Origin of the sequence: Chitinophaga polysaccharea (genome assembly GCF_902150045.1) — a bacterium.
GTDB classification, from domain to species: domain Bacteria; phylum Bacteroidota; class Bacteroidia; order Chitinophagales; family Chitinophagaceae; genus Chitinophaga; species Chitinophaga polysaccharea_A.
Genome location: NZ_CABFVU010000003.1, coordinates 697,967 through 721,077 on the forward strand (window position 1 = coordinate 697,967; position 23,111 = coordinate 721,077).

At 48.8% G+C, this 23,111-nt stretch carries 15 protein-coding genes; 6 read left to right on the top strand and 9 right to left on the bottom strand.

Annotated features, from left to right (window positions below; all coding sequences use genetic code 11):
• Position 1 precedes the first annotated feature (1 nt).
• From FN124_RS23235 to rhaT, 6 genes are all read right to left on the bottom strand, one after another.
• Positions 2–3,232 (bottom strand): glycosyl hydrolase, encoded by a 3,231-nt coding sequence (locus FN124_RS23235; protein ID WP_221887876.1) that lies wholly within the window; start codon positions 3,230–3,232, stop codon positions 2–4.
• Positions 3,233–3,339: 107 nt separating this feature from the next.
• A complete protein-coding gene (locus FN124_RS23240; RefSeq protein WP_142687163.1) occupies positions 3,340–4,275 on the bottom strand; it encodes an alpha/beta hydrolase in 936 nt (311 codons plus the stop codon).
• Between the two features lie 35 nt (positions 4,276–4,310).
• Entirely contained in the window at positions 4,311–5,708 is a 1,398-nt protein-coding gene (locus tag FN124_RS23245) for an FGGY-family carbohydrate kinase (RefSeq protein WP_142687164.1), read from the bottom strand.
• 13 nt (positions 5,709–5,721) lie between these two features.
• On the bottom strand, positions 5,722–6,996 hold the full coding sequence (locus FN124_RS23250; protein WP_142687165.1) for a sugar isomerase: 1,275 nt from the start codon (positions 6,994–6,996) through the stop codon (positions 5,722–5,724).
• A gap of 34 nt (positions 6,997–7,030) precedes the next feature.
• Complete coding sequence (locus tag FN124_RS23255) at positions 7,031–9,157, bottom strand: bifunctional aldolase/short-chain dehydrogenase (protein WP_142687166.1); 2,127 nt, start codon at positions 9,155–9,157, stop codon at positions 7,031–7,033.
• Between the two features lie 42 nt (positions 9,158–9,199).
• Positions 9,200–10,255, bottom strand: coding sequence for an L-rhamnose/proton symporter RhaT (gene rhaT / locus FN124_RS23260; protein WP_142687167.1), 1,056 nt, complete (start codon positions 10,253–10,255; stop codon positions 9,200–9,202).
• Positions 10,256–10,445: 190 nt separating this feature from the next.
• Here rhaT and FN124_RS23265 point away from each other — a divergent pair, with 190 nt between their 5' ends.
• Positions 10,446–11,477 (top strand): GntR family transcriptional regulator, encoded by a 1,032-nt coding sequence (locus tag FN124_RS23265; RefSeq protein WP_142687168.1) that lies wholly within the window; start codon positions 10,446–10,448, stop codon positions 11,475–11,477.
• Positions 11,478–11,512: 35 nt separating this feature from the next.
• Positions 11,513–11,749 carry a VF530 family protein gene (locus FN124_RS23270; protein ID WP_142687169.1) on the top strand — a complete coding sequence of 79 codons (237 nt, stop codon included), beginning with the start codon at positions 11,513–11,515 and terminating at the stop codon, positions 11,747–11,749.
• Here FN124_RS23270 and FN124_RS23275 read toward each other — a convergent pair whose 3' ends face one another.
• The 3 genes from FN124_RS23275 to FN124_RS23285 form a co-directional block, all read right to left on the bottom strand.
• Positions 11,750–12,268: a 3'-5' exoribonuclease domain-containing protein gene (locus tag FN124_RS23275; RefSeq protein WP_142687170.1), complete on the bottom strand. Its 519-nt coding sequence runs from the start codon at positions 12,266–12,268 to the stop codon at positions 11,750–11,752.
• 311 nt (positions 12,269–12,579) lie between these two features.
• On the bottom strand, positions 12,580–13,602 hold the full coding sequence (locus FN124_RS23280) for a serine hydrolase domain-containing protein (RefSeq protein ID WP_142687171.1): 1,023 nt from the start codon (positions 13,600–13,602) through the stop codon (positions 12,580–12,582).
• A gap of 1 nt (position 13,603) precedes the next feature.
• Positions 13,604–14,359 (bottom strand): SGNH/GDSL hydrolase family protein, encoded by a 756-nt coding sequence (locus tag FN124_RS23285; protein ID WP_142687172.1) that lies wholly within the window; start codon positions 14,357–14,359, stop codon positions 13,604–13,606.
• Between the two features lie 215 nt (positions 14,360–14,574).
• Between FN124_RS23285 and FN124_RS23290 the strand changes: the two genes are divergently transcribed.
• The 4 genes from FN124_RS23290 to FN124_RS23305 all read left to right on the top strand — a co-directional run bounded on the left by FN124_RS23290 (position 14,575) and on the right by FN124_RS23305 (position 23,094).
• Positions 14,575–17,697, top strand: a complete 3,123-nt coding sequence (locus tag FN124_RS23290; RefSeq protein ID WP_142687173.1) for a SusC/RagA family TonB-linked outer membrane protein — start codon at positions 14,575–14,577, stop codon at positions 17,695–17,697.
• Positions 17,698–17,721: 24 nt separating this feature from the next.
• The gene (locus FN124_RS23295) at positions 17,722–19,203 is read left to right on the top strand and encodes a RagB/SusD family nutrient uptake outer membrane protein (protein WP_142687174.1); all 1,482 of its coding nucleotides are present in this window, start codon (positions 17,722–17,724) and stop codon (positions 19,201–19,203) included.
• Positions 19,204–19,307: 104 nt separating this feature from the next.
• The gene (locus tag FN124_RS23300; RefSeq protein ID WP_142687175.1) at positions 19,308–22,001 is read left to right on the top strand and encodes a c-type cytochrome; all 2,694 of its coding nucleotides are present in this window, start codon (positions 19,308–19,310) and stop codon (positions 21,999–22,001) included.
• 28 nt (positions 22,002–22,029) lie between these two features.
• Positions 22,030–23,094 (top strand): aldose 1-epimerase family protein, encoded by a 1,065-nt coding sequence (locus FN124_RS23305; RefSeq protein ID WP_142687176.1) that lies wholly within the window; start codon positions 22,030–22,032, stop codon positions 23,092–23,094.
• The last annotated feature ends 17 nt before the right edge of the window (positions 23,095–23,111 follow it).

A 23,111-nucleotide genomic window follows, 5' to 3' on the forward strand; every position in this document is an offset into this window, starting at 1 on the left:
TTTAATACTGTACAGCAGTGAGCTTTACGGGGCCTATCAGGCCGGCGGACTGGTAACTGCTTTCCGGCGTATATGGGTTTACGTTACTCCATGTTCTTCTTTCTGAGGCCGGCAATTTGCTATCGCCAATGAGGCGGTTTACCCAGGTGTTCACTACTGTCACCGTTAACTTGTTATCCCCCTTCTTCAGTGCATCTTTTACATTTACGCGATAAGGGGCTGTCCATACATTGCCCAGCGCTACACCATTCAGGCTCACATCCGCCATTACGCCCACGGCGCCAAGATCCAGGTACACAGTGGATCCTGCCGGTGGTTCATCTGCCTTAAAAGTAATTTCATAAACAGCGGTACCGGAATAATCGCGGATCTGTTCATTGGCATGCATGCTCCAGCTTATCAGCTGATCAAACACTACTGGTTGAGCGGGGCCGCGCTTTGCAGTATCAAAGCTTACCTTCCACGGTCCCTGTAACTGCGTCAGCGTAACTGCCTGCGGGAAATTAACGGCAGAACCAGCGCTGGCAGCAGCCTTCTTTTGAAACAGTACAAAACCGCTTTGATAAGGGGCTAACGTTAACGGCACAACGGTGTGTGCTGCCTGCTGTTTAAACTGTTTCAGTTCCCGCGTTTCCCCGGTTACGGCATCCCACCATTCAGGTTGTTTGCCTGTTACACGAAAAGCGGGCGACAATGTAACCGTTTGATCCGATTGGTTGGTGATGAAATATATTTCGCCTTCCCCGGTTGTGCGGTGTGTATACAATACCTGCTCCGGCAGCTGTGCCACGTCTGCGGGCAATTGCAATATAATCAATGCCTGCTGCATATCCATACCGCTGAGCACCTGTCCTTTGCCATACTTTCTCTGATGTTCCTGGTTATTGCCCCATAACTCAGCAGCAAGCCGCTGCACGCTTGCATCTGCAGCAGGATACCGTTGCAGGCTTGGCGATCGGCTGGGCGCAGGCCCCAGGATGACAGCGCCTTCTTTTACCAGCTGTGCAATTTTCTCCAGCAGCTCAGGCCGCATGGTTTCCAGTTGTGGCAGCACCAGCAAACGATAACTCATGCCATCCGGCAACACCAGCCTGCCATTCTTCACCTGTAACCGCTCCAGGATCACTTCTGCATTGATGTAGTCATAGGAATATCCCTTGGGTAATTCAGGATCTCTTACTCCTGTCATCTTCGGCGCATCTTCCCCAATGAAATAGGCGACATCATTTACTGCTTTACCCTCCTGCAAAAGAAAGTTACACCTCCTGATATAATCTATAAAAGCTTTGCCCTGGTAAAACCAGGTGTTCTTCCTGTTGAACTCCGTGCCAAAACCCGCGTTCACACCGGGTTCCCGGTCTTCATACGGTTGTTCGATAAACACATGCAAAAGACTGTGATTGATGCCTTCCGTAAAGGACCAGTCGCCACGGCGCTTCAGCAATGCCGGGTAACGGCCGTAGGCATTACCGCCGGCGGTAAATGATTCTGCTGCTACTCTTGTTTTGCCATAAATATGCGCAGCAGAAGAAGCGGCGCGGCATTCGATATTTCCCAGGGTTCCTTCATTCCAGAACTCTCCTGCCACTTCATCCGATTGCCCGCCATATTTAAGGAACTCCGATGGGAAGCCCCAGTGGCCATAGTTTTCCAGCCACAGTTTCATACCGTCTTTATGACTGGCCTTACGTAACCCGGCCACGTATTTATAGGCAACACGATCAGCTACCAGGCGGCGAAGATCCCACAGGAACCGGTCGGACTGATCAGAACTACCCACTACCCTGCCTGATAGCACCGGCAACCAGGGTAAAGGATCGTAGCCATATTGTTTTTTGAAATCCTCCGCCATGTCATCGGTCCAGTTTTGCGAACCCGTTTCATAACTATCGGCCACTACCCATTTCAATGCGGTGCGCTCTGCAGCAGGGATGTTTTTACGGATCTTACCCACAAAGGCATCATAGTGGTATTGCGACCATTCATCGCTGATCTTGTCTATTTCCAGTCCTGTTCCTTCCGGTGAAGCAGGGCCATTGGTAACACCGGTAGGCAGCATGCCATATCGTACTACTATCCAGTTACCGGCAGGCACGTTCCAGGTAAGCGTGCCGTTGGCTGATACGTTTTTTGTGAGATGAACAACTTTTGCAGGATCAATAGTAAGGCCCTGGCCGGATACGTCCGGCTCCCGGGGCCACTGGTATTCATTCCACAGTGGCAACGGCGTCTGGAACATCTTGGCCAGTTGTTTTTCTTCAAAGCGCTCAATGCGTGGGGCTGCAAGCAATTTTATTTCCGCCAGTGCTGGATGGCCCTCACTGGTGAGCAGCCGGAACTGTCTGCCGGTGGCGGCTTTGAAAGAAACCGCTACCGGCGCATAAGGTTTAAAGCCTACATTATTTTGCGGGTTGCTGCGATCAAATTCAAATTTCTTTACGGTACGCCAGTTGCCCCCTTCTTTTACCTGCAGCTCGAACTGTGCTTTAAAAGGCTTTGCTGCCGGGTAAATAATCAGGCTGCGCGCGGTGAAATCGCTGGTTACTTCCAGGTCAATGTGGGCAGGTATTGCCTTATCCGCAGGGGCGGCAACAATTACCTCTTCCGTGATATTCCCGTCTGCCAGTTTTTCAATATTGCGGAATGTGATGTTGGAAGTGATATGTGGCGCATGTTTACCAATATCGTCGTCATCCTCAGCGGGTACGGGGAATGCCAGCACCGCCACTGTCTGAAAATCGGCGGGTGCTGCCGGCAGCTGCTGCTGATACTGTTGCGGGCCATGAATAGTAACCTCCTGGCCCGCGAGATAGCGCATCGATTGAGAAGGTCTGATCCACGGACCACCACTCTGGCTCCAGCCGGGACTATTGAACAGACCAATGTCCAGGCCGTTCTCTGAAGCGGTACGTATAGCCGTACGTGTTACTTGCCACCATTCGTCGGAAAACAATTTTACTTTTCCATATGGCACCTCTTCTTTAGGATATCCTATGTTACCGATGAAAGCGCGGCCAATACCTACTTTCGCCATGGCTTCCACATCTTTCTTAACCCCCTCCTGCGAAATATTATCGCTCATCCAGTACCAATATACACTTGGTTTAATACTGTCGGGCGGCGTTGTAAATCCCTGTTGCAGCAGGGATTGTTGTCCGTTGGCGCTTAATGCAGCCGACAGCAGTACAACTGCGCTGCACCTGGTGGCTTTTCTTATAATAGTATTATGCATACTTTGTGTCTTCGTTTAACCGTAAGAGTTATAGCAGCAGTAAGCCGGGCTGTCGGTATTTATCCGCAGCAGACCGCCTGTAATATCTTCCAAAATAAAAAAGGTTATTAGTATAACTGTCCTGTACCTCCCTGCAGCAAAGGATTACCAGGATTGAGCATCCCCATCCGGCCCAGCCACTTCATCGTGATCTGCATCCACACTTCTACCGGTAGTTTCAATACAAAACCGTGGTTACCTTCCGGATAAATATGCATCTCTGCGGGTACATGCTGATGGCGCAGGGCCTGGTAAAACGCCAGGGTGTTATCTACATCCACAACGGTATCGTCGCCGGTGTGAAACAGGATCGTTGGAGGGGTTTGCGGCGTCACCTGCCGGTCGTTGGAGTAATTTTTTATGGCCTCTTCTCCAGGCTGGCTGCCCAGTAATTTTAAACGAGAGCCGGAATGTGTAAGGTTCTTTTCCATGCTGATCACCGGATACACCAGGATCATAAAATCGGGGCGCAGGTTGATACCAGCGTTTGCCGCCAGCACTGGCTTATTGAAATGCGTGCCTGTTGTGGAAGCCAGGTGGCCGCCGGCAGAGAAGCCCATAATACCTACGCGGTTGTTGTCTATATTCCATTCCGTGGCATGCGCCCGGATTATTTTTATAGCTTCCTGTGCATCCTGTAAGGGGCCACTGCTTTTGTCCTGCATGATCTTATCATCCGGCAAGCGGTATTTGAGCACAAAAGCGGCGATACCCTGCTTTTGGAAATATGCTCCTATATCAAGCCCTTCTTTCTGCAATACTACCCAGGAATATCCTCCACCGGGGCAAATCAGTACTGCGGTCCCCGTGGCTTTTTCTTTTGGTGGCAGGAATACCGTTAAAGTAGGCACACTGGTATGCGCACGGCTGTTATCCTTATTGGTTGCTTCTTCATCCGCAGAGGCAATTCCACCGGGAGGAACACCATCATATAAAGGCATAACGGTTTGTGCATTGGCGGCAAGGGCAACGGAGCTAAAAAGCAGGATAAAGAAAGCACGCATAGTATTATTTATTGGTGGTAATGATAATCAAAACTTCATAAAGTTGCATCATGTGTCACCGAATAATATTTCAGTTCTATCAGGTCGTTGGGCATTGGCTTACTGTTCCAGTGCGGATGAATGGCCAGGGCAGCGCCCATTGCGGTAGCCTGCGCCATGGAAGCAGCAAAAATTTCAAGATCAGGGAACAGGGTGGCCAGCAGGTTCATGTAAATGACGTTCTTACTGAATCCACCGTCAACGAATATACGTTTTACACGGGCGCCTTTTAATACCCTGCTGGTGGCGATGTATTGCTGGTTGGCAATATCCAGCATCAGCTGATGATAGGCTTCGGTATCAGACGCAAATGTGCCCAGGTCCCGCTGCCCGAATATGGACGCCTGCATCCGCTGTTTGTTGGCCTGCAGCTGCGGCGCATCCTGCTTATTCCGCTCCTTCAGCATACGGATGATATTAGCATCATACTCCACCGACCTGTAACGGCCGGCATGCTGATCAAAATGCGCGGCAATACGTTTTACCTGTTGCTCATGCTCATAACCTGCAAACAACCGGGAGGCCTTCACGGGTTTGCCCTGGAACGACATATAGCATAAACAGTCGGCCTCCAGTTCTTCCGGTGTAAGTGGTGTATCGTTAAACGGATTCAGGCTGATGCACCAGGTACCGGTGGAAATCAGCACAAAAGGCTCATGAAAATTAACCAGGTAAGGGATCAGCGCAGCAGAGCTGTCGTGCAGCCCTGTGCCTACGGCATAGTTATTCCCGGGGAAAGCAGCGGGCATCACTTCTCCGGAAGAAAAAAGAGGCGCCAGCTTTTCCAGCACCCCTTCCTTTATTAACCACGAATGATATTCATTTTGTTTAAAGTCCCACAGGTTGGTATGGCAACCGATACTGGTAATATCTGAGCAGGCAACGCCCGACAGCAGGTAGCTCATATATTGCGGCAAATGCAGCGCGTATTTCATGCGACTGAAAACTTCCGGTTGTTCATATTTCAGCCGGTACAGTTGCATACCTGAGTTAAGGCTTCCCAGCACAGGTGATGCTGCCTGCACCGAAAAATTGGTTTCTCCGCCATATTTGCTGTAAAACTGCTGGCTTAATGCAGCAGGATATTCTTTCAGGTAATTGTACAATGGTGTTAATGGGCGCCCTTCTTCATCGATGTATACCAGGCTTGCGCCGTAAGTGGAAAAATTGATAGCCTTAATGGCTACATCTTTTCTCCGGAATACTTCCCTCAGCGAATCGAATACAGACAGCCGGAGGCTTTCCAGGTTTTCACAGGGCGCGCCATCTTCATCTACGGTTTCCGTAAAACGGGCAGTGCGCTCAAAGATGATCCGGTACTGTTCATCAAAGAGAAACAGCTTCTTGTTGGTTTTTCCAACATCAAAAATGGCAATAACGGGAATCTCGCTCATAAACACTTTTAAATTACAAACCAGTGGCCATTGTTTTGGCCCCTCTTTCACGTACCAGGTGATCTCTCACTTTTTCAGAACGGTACAATGCCAGCGGGTTCAATGCGCCGCCGGATTGTATCCTGGCTTCGGCCACCAGCGGCCGCACATCTGTACGGAACGCCTGTTGCAGTATTTCCTGGGCCGTTACCACATCATTGTTCTGCTGTGCAGCCAGTAATTGTTTCCTGTCTACCAGCAATGCCTGTGCGTAAGTGATCATGATAGCCTCCACGGACTGTAACAGGTCTTCCAGCGGATCTTTCACATTATGCGAAGCGTCTATCATCCAGCCAAGATCGGTAGTATGGTTCATGCCGCGGGCATCCATTCCTTCCACCAGTTCGTTGAAGATAAGGAACAGCTGGTAAGGCTTAATGCTGCCAACGGTCAGATCATCATCGCCGTACTTGGAATCGTTGAAATGAAAGCCTCCGAGCTTACCTTCCATCAGTAACAAGGCTACAATCTGTTCAATGTTCGCATTGGGCAGGTGGTGCCCCAGATCCACGAGGGTGTAGGCTTTCGGGCCCAGTTTATTTGCGTATAGCAGCGACTGGCCCCAGTCGCCCACTGTAGTGGAATAAAAATTAGGTTCAGCAGCTTTATATTCCACAAACATTTTCCAGTGGTCCGGCAGGGCGGCGTAAATTTCCTGCAAACCTTCCAGGGTATTCTGGAAAGCATGGCGGAAATTGAGTTGACCGGGGAAACAGGAACCGTCGGCCAGCCATACGGTGAGTGCATCGGAACCCAGTTCTATGCCATGACGGATCACTTCTATGTTATGCTCTATCGCTTGTTTGCGGATGTCTTTATTAACGTTCTGCAGGGAGCCGAATTTATAGCTACGCTCCTGCCCCGGCTGATCCTGGAAGGTATTGGAGTTCATGGCATCAAAGCGGAGGCCATGCTGTGTAGCCATTGCTTTGATGTGCGCCGGGTTGGATGGAATATCCCAGGGGATATGCAGGGAAATGGCGCCGCTGGACTGGTTCAGCTGGTGCAGCAGGCCTATATCTTCGATCTTTTCTTCAAGACTGCGGGGCTCACCTCCACCGGGGAAACGGCCGAAACGGGTACCACCGGTACCAAGCGCCCAGCTGGGAACACCTACCTGGAAGGCCTTCAGGTGCTGCAATATTTCAGGCACATTTTTTATTTCCCCTGAAAGATACTCAAACGCCCGTTGCTGCGCTGCCATCCCCGCCTGGTTATGTTCTTCTATCCTGTATTTTTCAATTCTCATGATGATCTTTTTAACAGCAGATAAAAAAATATTTCTATCTCACAAAAGCCATGGCTACACCGCCATCAACGTTCAGTACATTGCCGGTTGCCTTGTTCAGTAATCCGCCTACAAAGGCATAACAGGCATTGGCAATATCTTCCGGTACAATGATTTCATTCAGCAGCGTGCGCTTTGCATAAAACGCCGGCAGCTCTTCCACCTTTACGCCATATGCTTTAGCGCGGCCTTCCGCCCATGCACCGGCCCATATTTTACTGTCGGAGATCACCGCATCCGGGTTTACTACGTTCACGCGTATACGATCTTTTCCCAGTTCTGCAGCATTGAGCCTGCTCAGGTGCAGCTGCGCTGCTTTCGCCGAGCCATAGCCTGCATTGTTGGGGCCGGATACCAGCGCATTCTTGCTTACAATGTTCAGGACATCTCCACCGGTATCCTGTTTGCGCATTATTTCCACGCCTGTTTGTGTAACCAGGAACTGTCCCTTTACGAGTACATCATACAGCAGGTCCCAGTCTTTTTCTGTGTGATCTTCGATCGGTTTGGAGATAGATAAACCGGCGCAGTTCACTATAATGTCCACTCCTCCGAACGCCAGCACGGCGGTATTGTAGGTATTACGGATAGATGCGGCGTCTGTAACATCAAGAAGGTCTGAAGTGAACCCGTCTTTCCCGAACAGTTTATTAAACTCTTCCGTGGCAGAGGAAAGCCGCTGCGCATCATTATCATTGATCACAACTACGGCACCTTCTTCTGCAAATTTTTTGGCGATAGCTTTACCGATGCCCCCGGCGCTGCCTGTTACCAGGGCTATCCTGCCGGTAAGGGCTTTAGGCTTGGGCATACGTTGCAGCTTTGCTTCTTCCAGCAGCCAGTATTCGATGTTAAATGCTTCCTGCCGTGGCAGGGAAGTATATTCTGAAATGGCTTCTGCGCCTTTCATTACATTGATGGCGTTGATATAGAATTCGGCGGCTACACGGGCGGTTTGTTTATCTTTTGCAAACGTGAACATGCCTATGCCCGGATAGAGGATCACTACAGGATTAGGATCACGCATAGCGGGACTGTTGGGATGTTTGCAGGTATTGTAGTACTCCTGGTACATTTCCCGGTAAGCGGTAAACAACGGGGCCAGCGATGCTTTCACCGTTGCCACGTCATTCAGGTCAGCATCAGGCTGGAGGTTAAGCACCAGCGGGCTGATCTTTGTACGGAGGAAGTGATCCGGGCAGCTGGTGCCAAGCGGGGCGAGCCTGTCGAGATCATTGGAGTTGATAAATTCAAGCACACGTTGGTCGTCTGTAAAATGACCCACCATTTTTTGCTGTGAAGAGCAGTATCCCCGCAGCACCGGCGCCAGCGCAGCTGCCTGGGCTTTGCGGCGGTCGGCCGGAAGGGATTGTATCCTGGCGCCGCCAAAAACGGGTTTACTGCGGCCGGTGTTTTCTTCCAGGTATTCCGCGCAGCGCTCTATCACTTCCAGGGTATTGATATAGCTTTCATAAGCGGTATCGCCCCAGGTGAACAGTCCATGAGAGCCCAGCATGATACCGCGGATACCGGGGTTTTCATCCAGGCATTGCTTCAGCTGCAATCCGAGGTCAAATCCGGGCTTTTGCCAGGGTACCCAGCCTATGGTGCCATTAAACAGCTCCTGGGTGATTTTCCGGCCGTCTTTTGCCGCGGCAATAGCTATGGCTGCATCCGGATGAAGATGGTCAATATGTTTAAAAGGCAGGAATCCATGCAGGGGGGTATCAATGGAAGGAGCTTTTGAGCTGAGGTCATAAATACAGTGGTTAAACAACTCCACCATTTCATCTTCATGCGCTATACCCCTGTATATATTTTTCAGGCTGCGAAGGCGGTCAACATACAAGGCCGCCAGACCGCTTTTTTTGAGTGTGCCCAGGTCTCCGCCGGAGCCTTTTACCCACATTACCTCAACGGGTTCTCCCGTCAGCGGATCTTTTGCCATGGCTTTGCAGGAGGTGTTCCCGCCGCCATAGTTGGTAAGCCGGAGGTCTGCGCCGAGTAAATTGGAACGATAAATCAGCAAGGCAACTTCGTCACCAGCCATGGAGGCGGCTGTTGCTTCATCCCATAAATAGCTGACATGCCTGAATTGCGTAGTAGTTCCATCTAAAGACATACTCTATAATTTTAACGTTTTTAATTGCGATAATAATGCGGGTTAATTTTCGAGTGAATTACCATATCCGACCAGTACTACAGAAAGAATAATAGTGAATATGCCCAGTGAAATAGTGGCGAATGTTTTTTTGCTGGCGTTCTTCCATTCCTTCAGCACAAAACCCCACATACCGGAAATCAGGATAATAAAAGCCATGTGCAGGATCCAGGAGCTGGCGTCATTGCCCAGTTTACTTTCTCCCATTCCATAAAAAAAGAATTGCAGGAACCAGGTAGTGCCGGCAATTGCAGCAAATAAATAATTCCTTACCAGCGGGGTATTTTTGTTCGTATAATCATTAAACGAGCGGTTACGTCTGTTGAGGAGCATACACCAGATAAAGTTGGTGGTAAGCCCGCCCAGCATAATCACTACAAAAATAACATTGTTACGGAACAAGGGATTGGTATTATTGGCCTCTGCTGCCTTGCCCATGCTGTTGCCGGCGGTAATGGCAAAGCTCATGCAGGCGCTCAGGATACCGGACACGATAGCTACAACCAGTCCCTTACGGAGATTGAATTCCTGTATGCTTTCTGTTTTCTGTTCCCCGGTAAGCTCCTTTTCTTTCATCATACCCGCTTTCCCGCAAATAGCAATACCCAGCAGGCACACCACTACGCCGGATAACACATACAATCCCCTGCTGCTGTGCAGCATAGCGCCTATGTTATTGGGATCATCTGTAAACAGGCCGCGGTAAACGGGAGGGATCAGCGCCCCGAAGGCAGAACAGAAACCCAGCGCAACCGCCATTCCCAGCGACATACCCAGGTACCGCATGGACAACCCGAAGGTTAAACCGCCGATCCCCCATAATACACCCAGGAAATAAGTCCAGAACAACACCGTACCTTCCGTGTTGCGGATGATATCCATAAAACCGGGAACGGTAAGCCAGGCAGCTACCAGCGGCACCACCAGCCAGGAAAAGATCCCGCCTACGATCCAGTAACTTTCCCAGCTCCACCCTTTTACCTTCTTGTAAGGGATATAAAAACTCCCAGATGCAAATCCACCTATAAAGTGAAATAAAACTCCCAGTAAAGCCTGCATAATTATGTAGTAATTTGTAACGTGGAAATTAAAGTTCCATAAAATTAAAGCATGTACTTTTTTAAACTGTCATGCACTGTCATGCTTCCGGCCGGAGGTAGCAATTATAGAATTAAATCACTATCATTGTCCTGCAAAGAGCCATGTTATAGCCTGACAGCTAATTCCACGGATCAATACCTGACGAACCATGAAACAGCATCCGATCTTTAAGCATCTTTTTATTGATGATTTTTCCGCTACGCCTAAATATTATCAGCTGGCCAATTCTATTATCAAAGCCATTGTTGATAAAAAAGTGCAGCAGGATGACATCCTGCCCTCTATCAACGAAGTGAGTTACGCCTTTGAAATTTCCAGGGACACGGCGGAAAAGGCATATAAATACCTGAAGGGGCTGGGTATCCTGGGCTCTGTACCCGGTAAAGGCTACTATGTATCGCAAACCAATCTTGACCAGCAATATAAGATTCTGTTACTGTTCAACAAACTGAGCGAGCATAAAAAAATCATTTACGACTCGTTTGCCGATAAGCTGGGGGAACAGGCCAGTATCGACTTCTATATTTATAACAGCGATTTCAGCCTCTTTAAAAAACTGCTGTCACAAAATATCAATGAATATACGCATATTGTAATACTCCCCCATTTCCGGGAACGATGGGAGCATGTGGATGAGGTGATCAATACCATTCCGAAAGAGAAACTCATCCTGCTGGACAAGAAGCTGAAAGGAGTAACCGGCGAATATGGCGCCGTATACGAGAACTTCCAGGAAGATATCTACGGGGCGCTGGAACAGGCCAGGGATAAGCTGCAGCAGTACCATACCATCAAGATCATCTACCCCGATAATACCTACTACCCGGAAGAGATCTACGAGGGATTTATGCAGTTTTGCCAGAACTACGCTTTTAACAGTAAAAAGGTAGGTGAAATTGATGAGGAAGATATACAGCCGGGAGATGTATATATTAACCTGCGGGAAAATGACCTGGTGCAGCTGATAGAAAGGATCAACTCCTTAAACCTGAAAATCGGAAAAGACGTAGGTATCATTTCCTATAATGAAACACCACTGAAAAAATTTATTCTCAACGGCATCACCACCATTTCCACCGATTTTAAATGTATGGGAGAAATGGCGGCACAACTGATACAGGATAATTCCCGGGCACAGATAGAAGTTCCGTTCTATGTAACCATGCGTGCATCTTTGTAATTAACCTACCTTTGGGCCATTAAAACGGGACAAACATGCAAGCACAAGACCATTCCAACGATCCGCTGCACGGACTAACACTTGAGAAGATCGTTACACACCTGTATGAAAGCTATGGCTGGGAAGAACTGGGTTACCAGGTAAGGATCAACTGTTTCATCAGCAACCCTTCCGTGCAGAGCAGTTTGAAATTTCTCCGGAAAACGCCATGGGCACGAAAAAAGGTGGAGGATTTTTATATTTATTCTCTAAGGAAGAAATTGTTGAAATAATTATAGTTTGATTTTTAATCCCATTTCCCGTTTCATAGTGAGCAGGGCTTCGGCATTGCCTTTAGCATCATCCACAGGATGATGGGTATGTGTTGTTTTACGCAGCTGCTTGAATGTCTGGAATGTATCTTTCATAATGCCCTTGTATAAACTGCCGAGGTTCTGTGAACTGAACCCAAAAGGATTTTCTCCTATGAAATGATGGAAATACCAGCAGATGAACATCCAGTCGAAACCGTTATTATCACTGATAAAAATGGGTCTGTCCTTACTAACGGAATTGATCCACTGCTTAAACTCCTGCATCACCCGCGCGGGATCGTTAAAACCCATTGTTTCCTCACGGGTATGGTTGGATACGGCCAGCGCTTCAGGAATAAATTTATCCGAAACAGGTTTCAGCTGACCATAAAATGTTTGGTTGAGCGGCTCATTTACCAGAACAGCGCCAAAAGAAATCATAGAGTAATCGCCGGGAATCGGACCGTCTGTTTCAACGTCCACCATAATAAATGCCATGTTTTTTAATTTGATGTTTTGGGTTAAACAATGCGTTATATATCTCACAAAAATATAGAAAAGATTATTTACCAAAGAAAAAGGCATCCCGGCCAAGCCAGGATGCCTTTAACGCCAAAGCGTTAACAGATTCTCTTATGGAGCCGCCCGGGTTAAACTAAATTAACCTTAGGTGTCCATGAATATTCTGTAGATAGCATGAATACCTCCTTTTCTTTGGTGAGTAATGAAACTACAACAAAATATCTGAATAAGAAAACACTACAACAAAAAAATAACATATTGCCGCAGTGGAATTATGTAAAGGCTTGTTATTGCTGCTTTATAACAGACGGTAGTAATATTTCCCGGATACTCCTTTCAAAAGCATAAGCCCTTGGTATATCGGTTTCTTTATATCCTACATTTTCCATTACCACCAAACTGGTACGGGTAGCAGGGTAATAAAAGTTGATCAGTGTAAAACCAGGCTCCGGCATATATCCCGTGTGCCCCATCTCCTGTTTATCGTCGCTCAGCACAATACCATAACCGGTTCCCATGGTACCGTATACCGTGTGTTGCCGGTGCTGCCAGGCATGCGTCATCAGCTGGTAGCTGCTGTCTTTTAGCAATTTTCCTCCATACAACAGTTCATTCCACCTTACCAGGTCGCGCGCAGTAGACACTACGCCGGCCCCGGCATAATGCCAGTCGGGGATAGTATCCGTACAGGCTTCCAGGCTGCCCGAAGAGGTTTCATGGTAGCCCTGCACAGCATGAATATGGCCGGTGATACCGGAATGCTTCATGCCGCATTTCCTGAAAAGGGCTTCCGCCAGTTCCGTATAGGCTTTACCGGTAGCATGTTCCAATACTGATTTCAACAGCGAATAGCCAAAATTGGAATAAGCATATTGGGTGCCGGGTGGAAAAGCCAGCGGTTCATCAAACCACCGGACACCGGAAGTATGGTTCAGCAGCTGGTGAATGGTGATGCTGTCGGCCCAGCGGTCTTTAATGTCAGGAAGACAGGCATGCAGCGTTTGCTGCAATTGTATATGCCCTTTTTCCACTTCCTGCAAAACCAGTACGGCGGTCATCTGCTTGGTAACAGACATAATGATGAACGGGTCATCGATGCTCAGTGCCTGTTTGGTTTCGCGGTTGGCATAACCATGGCTTTTCGCGTACAATGTTTTATTACCCTGCGTAATCAGCACCACACCGTTAAACTCACGTGGATCTTTGGTGGCCAGCAGTGAATCCAACCTGGTGGAAAGAGGTTTCTGTGCAGCCAGCGTACCGGTTACCAGCGCCAGGATGCCCGTAAAAACGGATGAAAGTATCTTCAATTTATTTCTTCTTTAATGCGGTGGCTATTGCTTTTTCTGCCAATGGTCCCATTACCTGGTAGCCGGCTTTATTGGGGTGTACGCCATCAGATGTCAGTTCGGCTTTCAGTCCTTTTCTTTCATCTGCCATTGCCGTGTAATAATCCAGGTACACACAATTATTTTTAGCGGCGTAGTTTTTAAGGCGCTGGTTCAGGTCGGCGATCTTCTCCACCGGTCCCAGTCCTTTACGCCAGGGATAATCAAATGCCGGCAATACAGAAGATAATACCACTTTGATCCCGTTGGCCTTAGCCAGTTCCGTCATAGATACAATGTTGCCGAAAATTGTTTCCACGGGCGTATAGCCGGTGTTCCCCGCAATATCGTTGGTACCTGCAAGGATCACTACTACTTCAGGCTTCAGGTTAATTACATCCGGCCGGAAACGGATCAGCATCTGCGGAGTGGTTTGCCCGCTGATACCACGATTGATATAGGGCTTGCCTTCAAAAAATTCCGGGTTCAGGTTACTCCACCCGATGGTAATGGAATTTCCCATGAAAACCACCCGGTGTTCACCGGGTTTCGGAGCAGCCACCCCGGCATTTGCTTCCTGGAAACATTTTAAACAGGCCCAGTCCTGTTTCATCAGTTCCTCCCGTTGCTTCTTCTCTTTTGCCGCTGCATCGGCATCGGTAGTATTCTGTGCAAAAGCCGCATTGCCCAATACGGCAAACAGCGCTGCCAGTGTCAGGCTTTTTCTGTTCATGATCATACATCAGGTTTTTTAACTGTCTGCATTCTGATAAATGCAACGGAAAGTAACAATATTTTCCCGGCTTTTACAAACGCCTCTTTGCTAACGTTAGCGGCTCCGATACAGGACAGTACAGGACAGTACAGGACGCAACAGGACAGGAATGTATTATTCTTCTACTAAATTTATTTCCGTAATGTAATGCCGTTTCATCAAATCAAATTCCACTCGTTATGATCAGAACTTCCATCCTTTACCAGAAAGGATCCTCCTGCCTGCTACGTTTTGGCGCCACTTGTTCTGCCTTGTTATTCATCAGTACTTTTTCCTATGCACAAAAGAATAACATCAGCGGACAGGTAACCGATGCCGGAACAGGTTCTCCGCTTCCCAGTGTAACCATTGGCGTTAAAGGTACCAGCCAGGGCGCGTTCAGCGACGCCAATGGCAGGTATACCATTGCCGCTGGTACATCAGACTCTCTTGTTTTCAGTATTATTGGCTATGGCAGCAAAACCTATTATGTAGGCACACGTACCCGCATCAGCGTACAACTGGAGCCAAGCAATAAAGTGCTTAACCAGGTAGTGGTAGTTGGCTATGGTACCCAACAGAAAAAAGATGTAACAGGATCTGTGGGAATTGTTTCCATGAAGAATATTAAAGACATGCCCATTGCGGGGCCCGACCAGGCCCTTGCCGGTCAGATAGCCGGTATCCAGGTTAGTACCTCCAATGGTATTCCCGGAGGCGGCCCCCAGGTGCAGGTGCGCGGTATTGGCGCGGTGGGCGCCGGCAGCCAGCCACTGTATGTAGTGGATGGTTACCCGCTGTCTACTACATCCGACCAGGTATCTGATCCTATGAATGCGATCAACCCGCAGGACATTGAATCCATGGCTGTACTGAAAGATGCATCTGCTACTGCTATCTACGGTTCCAGGGGCGCCAACGGCGTGGTATTGATCACCACCAAACGGGGCAGCTCCGGTATCCCTACCGTACAGCTCACTGCCAATTACGGCATCCAGGCCATTCCCCAGAAAGGACGTCCCAACCTGATGAACGGGCAGGAATTTGCGCAGTTCAGAAAAGAAGCGATCGAAGACAATATCCGTTTTACCGAACACCGGGAACCAACAGATGCTGATATCCCGGAAGTTTACCGTCATCCTGAACTGATCGGCGAAGGCACCAACTGGTTTGAAGCCATCACCCGAACTGCTCCCATGAAGGAAATAAACCTGAGCGTAAGCGGTGGTACAGATAAGATCAGGACCTATATCTCTGCCGGTTACTTCAGCCAGGACGGGGTGATCATCAACACCGGTTACCAGCGCTTCAGCGTACGTGCCAATGTAGACGCCAACCTCACCGACCGGTTTAAAGTAGGCTTTAACATTGCCCCTTCCTATACCACCCGTAAAAGCGGCGCTGTAGGAGAAGGAAGAGCTGAAACATGGGGAACCGCCAGTCCTATTGAACCTATTTACAACCCCGACGGGTCATATAATGCCTACATTCAGAGCCCCGGTACATTTGGCCTTGCCAACCCGGTAATGGTACTGAATGAAACCACTAACAAATCCAAAAGCAGCCGTATCCTGTTTAACACCTACGGCGAATACGAAATCCTGAAAGGACTGAAATTCAAATCTACTTTTAACGTCGACTATCAACAGGGCAGCAACGAATATTTCCGGCCTTCTACCCTTGCCAACGAAAATGCGGCGCCTCCCAGTATTCCTTCCGGTAGCTTCGGTACGGGAGAATACCTGAACTGGCTGAATGAAAATACACTTACTTACCAGCACACTACCGATAATGGCCACGCCTTCACCGGCTTACTTGGTTATACGGTACAATCACAGAAAGAACAGTACAGTGGCTTTAATGGAGCCAACTACCCGGACGATGATATTAAAACACTCAATGCAGCAGCCACTATTACCGGTGGTACCGATAAAATGGAATGGGCACTGCTCTCTTACCTGGCCAGGATCAATTACGCATACAAAGATAAATACCTGGTAACCGCCACCGTAAGAAGCGACGGTTCTTCCAGGTTCGGGCCCGATAACCGCTGGGGTACCTTCCCTTCAGTAGCAGTGGGCTGGCGCATTTCACAGGAAGATTTCATGAAAAGCTCCAGGCTTTTCAGCGACCTTAAATTAAGAGCTTCCTACGGCTTCACCGGTAACTTCAACATCGGCAACTACTCCTATATGAGTAACATCGGAACAGCCGATTATGTATTCGGCGGCTCCCTCACCGGTGGACGCGTCATGAACAGCCTCGGCAACCCGATCCTGGGCTGGGAAAAAATGCGTGAACTGAATATAGGCGTTGACGTTGGATTGCTGAAAGACCGCATCTACCTCACTATTGACGCTTATAAAAGAAATACACAAGACCTGTTATTAAACGTGGAAATACCACAGTCCAGTGGATTTGGGAACGTTACGGAAAACAAAGGCGATATGGAAAACAAAGGATTGGAAATCGGTATTTCCACCCGGAATATAGAAACCAAATCATTTACCTGGGCTACCAACTTTAATATCTCCTTCAACAGGAACAAAGTGCTGAAACTGGGTACCGACAACGCACCTATCTATTCCGGTAACAGCAGCGAGGGCAACCCTACCAATGTTACCATGGTAGGCAAACCGCTGGCTATGTTATACGGATATGTATTTGACGGTATTTACCAGAACCAGGCAGAAGTAGATAAAGGCCCCGCATTCCCCGGCGCTATTCCCGGTAACATCCGTTATAAGGATATCAACGGCAATGGTGTGATCAACCCACGGGAAGATTTTGCCATCATCGGTAATCCTTATCCCAAGTTCACCTGGGGTATGACAAACACACTCAATTACAAAAAATTTGACCTGCGCATACTGATCGTTGGTTCCAACGGGGCCGACAGGCTTCATGCCACCAACGACTATAATGGTAATATCGATGGTGTGTTCAACGTAAGAAAAGATGTAGCCAACAGGTGGAGATCAGAACAAAATCCGGGCAACGGGAAAGTGCCTACCACCAATGGTTCCGGCCGTGGCAGGGTAATGTACCGCGATGTTAGCTCGCTCACTATTGAAAAGAACAACTATGCCTGGGTGAAAAACATCGCACTGGGATACAGCTTCCCCGCAGGAAAAGGATTTTTACAAAGCGCAAGGATCTATGCCAGCGTGCAGAATGCGTTGCTCTTCACCAAATACAGCGGCAACCCCGAGGTGACCAACTACATAGGCAAAGGCGGAAGCGGAGCCCTGGTACCGGGTATAGATTATTCCAACTATCCCGTGCCAAGGATCTTTACCCTGGGCACCAATCTCACCTTTTAATTCAGTATTAAAAAGACCAGCAACATGAAAAGAAAATTATCATATATCGCCATACTTGCCATTGCTATGAATGGCTGCACCAGCATGCTGGATGTAAAACCTAACTCTTTCTCCAGCGGTTCAAACTACTACAAGGACGAAGCGCAGATATTACGCGCCGTAAACGGCTGCTATGGCGTATTGCAGGAACTGTATGTGAGCGACTACTGGGCCATGTCGGAAATGAGGGCAGACAATACCAATTACCAGTACGATGAAAGTGACCGCGGAGCGCAGCAGCGGGAAGAGATAGATGAATTCCTCATTACGGCCACTAACAACTACGTTAATAACGTATGGACTCAACTATATAGAAACATTCAACAAACCAATGTAGTCATTACCCGTATCGACGGTGTAACGTTTTCAAACGAAGCAACTAAAAAACAGTATCTCGGGGAAGCAAAGTTCCTCCGTGCGCTTTACTATTTTCACCTGGTGCGTCTTTTCGGCAGTGTGCCGTTGCTGGTGAAAGAAGTAACCGGCCCGGAGGGAGCTTTAACCCCCACCAAAGCATCCGTAGAGGAAGTATATGCCCAGATCATTGCAGATGCTACGGAAGCTGCGGCTAACCTGCCCGCCACCTATCCTGCCAGCGAAACCGGCCGTGCTACGAAAGGCGCTGCATTAACGCTGCTGGGTGAAGTGTATATGACCACAAAGGATTTTGCAAAAGCAGTAACTACTCTGAAAGAAGTTACTACGCTCGGTTATTCACTGGTGCCTGATTATGCGGATAACTTCGACCCCGCTAAAAAGAATAACTCAGAATCCATCTTCGCTGTGCAGTATAACTCCGGTATGGAAACAGAAAGCAGCAATTATATTTTCGTGTTTGGCCCGCGCAACGGTAAAAAAGATCTTACCGGTTTCAACGGTAACCTTGGCGGCAACAACATACCTACACCCAGCATAGTGAATGCATATGAACCGGGCGATAAAAGAAAGGATGCTTCTATTTTTATGTACGATAGCCCCACCAACGCAGCTTTTGCTGAATCAATTGCCTTTGGGGGAAAGCTGCCGCTCATCAAAAAATTCTATCACCCTCCATATGCGCTGGATGGCCGCGCCAACGAAAACTGGCCGGTATACCGCTATTCACAGGTATTGCTGATGCTGGCAGAAGCGATCAACGAAACAGGCAACGGCGATCCGCTGCAGTATATCAATCCCGTGCGTAAACGCGCAGGCCTGAAAGAACTGCCTGCCATGAGCCAGGCCGCTTTCCGCGATGCGGTATTCAATGAAGAGCGCGTGGAGCTTGCTTTTGAAGACAACCGCTGGTACCAGCTGCTCCGCACCGGCAAGGCAATGTCTGTAATGACCGCACATGGTATTGAAGAAAAGAAAAGGTTGTCGAGGTTAAGCCCCGCTTCCTATAATATTCAACCATACCAGTTGTTATACCCGCTTCCTGAAAGAGAAGTGCGACTGAATGGCTTTGCACAAAATACAGGCTGGTAAAAAAAGTTAGAAAAACGGGAAAACGTTTACTATATTACTTGAGCTATAGTGAACGTCCATTCCCGGACAATGTATCAACTCAGGAACCTATTCAAGATTATATTATGACCACGTCACGTAAAAGAGCCTTTCCGCTGCTGTTGCTGGTTTCCACCGTTCTTATGACCGGTATGGCCTGTAATAACGGAAACGACTCAACGTCAGAGAACAAGCCGACAGGAAATCCAAAGATCGATGCCCTTAAATTACCTGATAACTTTAAGGCAGAACGATTGTACAGCCCCGGCGATAACAACCAGGGCTCCTGGGTGTCAATGACCTTCGATACCAAAGGCCGCATGATCGTGTCCGATCAATATGGTTTTCTTTACCGGTTGCAACTGCCGGCAGTAGGTGAAGATTCCTCCAAACTGAAAATTGAACAGCTCCGCATCGGAAACGATACTTCTACCCAGAAAGTATCTATGGGATATGCACAGGGACTGCTCTATGCCTTCAACAGCTTGTATGTAATGGTGAATCACAACAGTGATGAACGTTTCGATAAAGGCAGTGGCCTGTATCGCCTGCAGGATACCAACGGCGACGACCAGTTCGACAAGATCACCCTGCTGAAAGCCCTGGACGGCGAAGGAGAGCACGGGCCTCACAGCATCGTATTATCTCCCGATAAAAAATCCATCTATGTGATCGCCGGTAATTTTACAAAGATCCCGGAGATGAATAATTACAAGGTGCCTCCATCCTGGAACATCGATAACGTGCTGCCGTTTATCAAGGATCCTAACGGTCACGACAATACGGTAAATACACATGGCGGATGGATTGCGCATATCGACTCTACCGGTTCCAACTGGGAGCTGATCAGCTCCGGCTACCGCAACCCGTTTGATCTTACGTTTAATGATGCCGGTGATATGTTCACCTACGACTCAGATATGGAATGGGACTTTGGTACTCCCTGGTACCGCCCTACCCGCATCTGCCAGGTAACCAGCGGCAGCGAATACGGATGGCGCCCGGGCACAGAGAAATGGTCGCCCACCTACCCGGATAACTTACCACCGTTACTGAACATTGGCCAGGGCTCCCCTACCAACCTGATCTATGGCGGCAATGCCAGGTTCCCGGAGAAGTACCGCAAATCATTATTTGCGTTCGACTGGAGCTTTGGTATTATCTATGCCATCAGCCTGCAGCCGGATGGCGCTTCCTACAGGGCAGGCGCAGAAGAGTTCCTGTCGGGCTCACCACTGCCGTTAACCGATGGTATGATCGGTCCCGATGGTGCGCTTTACTTCCTGACAGGCGGTCGCAGACTGGAGTCTGATCTGTATCGTGTGTATTATAAAGACAATAAGGAAAGTAATGAACCATTAGCAGTCACTCCTCCTACGGAAGCAGCTAATATCCGCAAACAACTGGAAGCCTATCATGGCGGTGCAAAAGAAGGCGCTGTTGATTTCGCATGGCCTTACCTGAAGCATAGCGATCGCTTTATCCGTTTTGCAGCAAGGATAGCGATAGAAAATCAACCGGTAAGCCAGTGGCAGAATAAAGTATTACAGGAGAAAGATCCTGAAACACTGATCCAGGGAACAATAGCCCTGGCGCGACAGGGCAAGGAGAATGTAGAAAAACTGCTGCTGCCTCAACTGATGACGCTCAACTATGCGTCTTTGTCGCCCTCCCAGCAGATCGACCTGCTGCGTGCATTTGAACTGGTGTTTGTACGTATGGGCAAACCCGACGGAGAGCTGTCTGCCCAGGTGGCCGCATATCTTGATCCGCAATACCCGGCTGCTACCAATGACCTGAACAGGTCGCTGAGTAAACTGCTGGTATATATCAGTGCACCAAAAGCGGTAGAAAAAACAATGGCATTGCTGGCCAGCGCCAAGGATGATACCGCGGCCGCCAAAACGGCCATGAAATCGGCCGACCTCATCATGCGTAATCCCCGCTACGGACTGGATATTGCCGGGATGTTATCCAAAATGCCGCCATTACAGCAAACCTGGTATGCAACGGTATTAAGCCAGGCTAAAACCGGCTGGACACCTGAATTACAGGAACAATATTTCAAATGGTTCTACAATGCTTTCTCCTATAAAGGTGGTCATAGCTTTATAGGCTTTATCAACAACGCAAGGAAAAATGCATTGGCTAATGTGCCGAAAAATGAGTTTGCACACTTCAACAAAATTTCCGGCGATTCGCTGTTAAACACCGGCGGCAACCTGGCAGCAGGCTTCGAGCAGCCAAAGGGCCCCGGCAGAAACTGGAATCTGGAAGAAGCGCTTAAAGTAGTAGACAGCGCCACTACCGGCCGTGATTTCGAACGGGGACGTGCGATGTTTGCAACCTCACTGTGCAGCTCCTGTCATGGTATGCGTGGCGAAGGCGGTACAGCCGGACCGGATCTAACGCAGCTGGGTACACGTTTTTCCAACAAAGATATCCTGGAGGCGATTATTGAACCGAGCAAAACCATTTCCGACCAGTATGAAGCCACTGTTTTTTCGTTAAAGGACGGAAGCTCTGTAGTAGGCCGCCTGGTAACGCAGGACAAGGATAAATATGTTATCTCACAAAATCCTTTTGCTACACAGGAACAGCGTGAACTGCTGAAGAAAGATGTAAAAAGTATCAAAGCATCTAAGGTATCTGTGATGCTGCCCGGATTGATCAACCGTTTGAATGAAGATGAGCTGAGAGACCTGATGGCTTACCTGAAATCCGGTGGCAACAAACAGGATTCTGTTTTCCTTACAACAAAACAGATGGGTAAGAAATAATTTTTTGCGGAAGATAAATTACGCGCGGATGGAGGTAAATAATCAGTCGTGGCAACATAAGCTCTCGAATCATTTTCAACTGGGAGGTATAGAAACGGCGGTACTGGACAACGGCCCTGGCAGGGGCACCCGTATCGCCTGGATCAATACCGGCACCGGGTTACGATATAAAGTGGTCATCGACCGGGCCATGGATATTGCGGATGCGTTTTTTCATCAGCATAGCCTGGCCTGGTTAAGTCATGGCGGAATAACTGCACCTTCCCGCGCGGTGAACAAAGGTTTGGACTGGCTCCAAACCTTTGGCGGTGGATTGATCACCACCTGCGGACTGATGCATGTAGGCGGCCCTGAAAGCGATGAATATGGCGAGCGCGGTTTGCATGGCCCCATCAGTAATACGCCGGCGGAAATTATTTCCGTGATACAACCGGATCCCGCAGCCGGGCAGATGGAAATGAGCATCACCGGCATCATGCTGCAAACCAGCGCGCTGGGCCCTAAGCTGGTACTGAAACGTACTATTTCCGGCACTTTGGGCAAAGCAGAAATCCGTGTGCATGACGAAGTGATCAACAGGGGCAATATCACGGCGCCGCATATGTTGCTGTATCATTTCAATTTCGGGTGGCCACTGGTTGATGAAGGCGCGGATATCTGCTGGAAAGGAAGCTGGGTATCCAGGGAAGGCAACCCGGATCACATTTTTAATGCGAACCACAATTATAAAAAATGCCTGGCGCCAATGGACAGTCATGCCGGCGGCGGTGAAGAAGCTGCCATTATAGACCCCGTGCAAGATGCCGGCGGATGGTGCACCTGCGGGGTTCACAACGCGGCGCTGCAACTGGCATTTTCACTGCGGTTTAAAAAAGCGCAGCTGCCGGTGCTTACCAACTGGCAGCACTGGGGCAAAGGCGAATATGTGATGGGACTGGAACCCGGCACGCATCCGCCCACAGGGCAGGCAAAGGCCAGGCGGGAAGGCACGCTGCTGTTCATGGAACCCGGTGAGCGCCGGGAATATGAACTGCACATCAACCTGCTGCATACCAATGAAACAATCAAATCATTTCTCACTGATCTTTTATAATCATCATTTTAAAGCTC